This is a genomic window from Caballeronia terrestris (assembly GCF_001544515.1).
GTDB classification, from domain to species: domain Bacteria; phylum Pseudomonadota; class Gammaproteobacteria; order Burkholderiales; family Burkholderiaceae; genus Caballeronia; species Caballeronia terrestris.
In genome coordinates this window covers 1-1,270 of the sequence record NZ_FCOL02000435.1, presented here as the reverse complement: position 1 = coordinate 1,270, position 1,270 = coordinate 1, and the positions used below count along the sequence as shown (strand labels likewise).

The window sequence follows — 1,270 nt, the reverse complement described above, 5'->3', positions numbered from 1 at the left end:
GGTAAATATTTGTCACCATTGCATTGCCGCGAGCGACCGTTGCCCGCACAAAGCTGCGAAATAGGCAGTACCTAGTCCGCTTTCCGCTCGGGGTTATCGAAGATCGGTGATAGCGATTTTTGCTGGATTGCCGGTGGAAACCCCGATTTTGTTCGACACTAATACCAGGTCGCACCAGTGTGCGCAACCGCGGTCTTGGATGTGGCAGGTCAGAAACAGAAACGTTTGCGGGCGGGCAGGCAGAATCATATTTACGAGAACTCTCTGAGCGTGTAGCCTTTATTCGAAAATCCACCTGCTAAGCCGGTCGCATCGAGCAACGATTGCAATACCAACGCGCAGGTGCCTGCATAAGGATCGGTATTTCTTTCGCGCTGCGTCGAGCGGCTGCGGCACGGGCTGCGTCCCGGTAGCTAGTCAACGACAACCCGGAACGTCCTCGAATATGTTCGTTTGCACGCCGCCTGAAGCCAGTGTTGCCACCGAAGCGCGGATGCGGCCATGCGTCGTGAATTCGAGTCGCCATGAGATGGCTGCCCCGTGGGCGAAACGCGACGAATCCGTGCCGACATTGCGGATAAACGCGCAGGAGCAACACCATGACCGTGGTTGATGCTGGAGTTGTTTCTTCTTCGGATGCTCCTGTCAGGCCGGCGAACGAAGCGCCGGCGCGACGTGCGCAGGTCGCGCCGCCGGCATCCAGCGAGGCGCGACATTTCCACTCACCGTTTTGTAAAAAGCAGCAGGGCGGCGGAAGAAGGCGCATTCGAGCCTACCTGATGCTGTCCGCTGCACGGCTCTTGCAATACACGGCGCGCCTCGGCGCACAGCCCGACAGCAACGAGGCTCGGTCCTAGATGTTAAGCTTCACCGGCAACACGCAGTCACTACCTCAGGACGACGACCCGTTTCGCAACACGCTCGAACTCTTGCCGTTCGCGATTCTCGTCACGAACCGGCATGGCGAAATCGTGCTGGCGAATGCGGCATTGGAGAAACTCTTCGGCTATAGCCGCGACGAATTGATCGGTGCATCCGCCGATGCGCTCGTGCCCGGTTTGCGCGACGGCGCCCATATTGGGCTGCGGATCGATACGGCTTCGGGCCACGCGCTTCGCGCCGCGAGCAGCTCGCACGATGTGTTTGGGCGCCGCAAGGAAGGCACCGAATTCCCCGCTGAGATCACCACCAACCCTCTGACGTCGCACAGGGAAGCGCTGATGCTCACCGTCGTCATCGACCGGACGGAGCGCTACGAACTGCAGCGCAA

At 59.6% G+C, this 1,270-nt stretch carries 1 protein-coding gene; it reads left to right on the top strand.

Features of this window, described 5'->3' with window-relative positions; translation table 11 throughout:
* Positions 1–857 precede the first annotated feature (857 nt).
* Positions 858–1,270, top strand: a 413-nt coding sequence (locus AWB67_RS38075) for a PAS domain S-box protein (RefSeq protein ID WP_125477887.1), incomplete at its 3' end; no start/stop codon positions are given.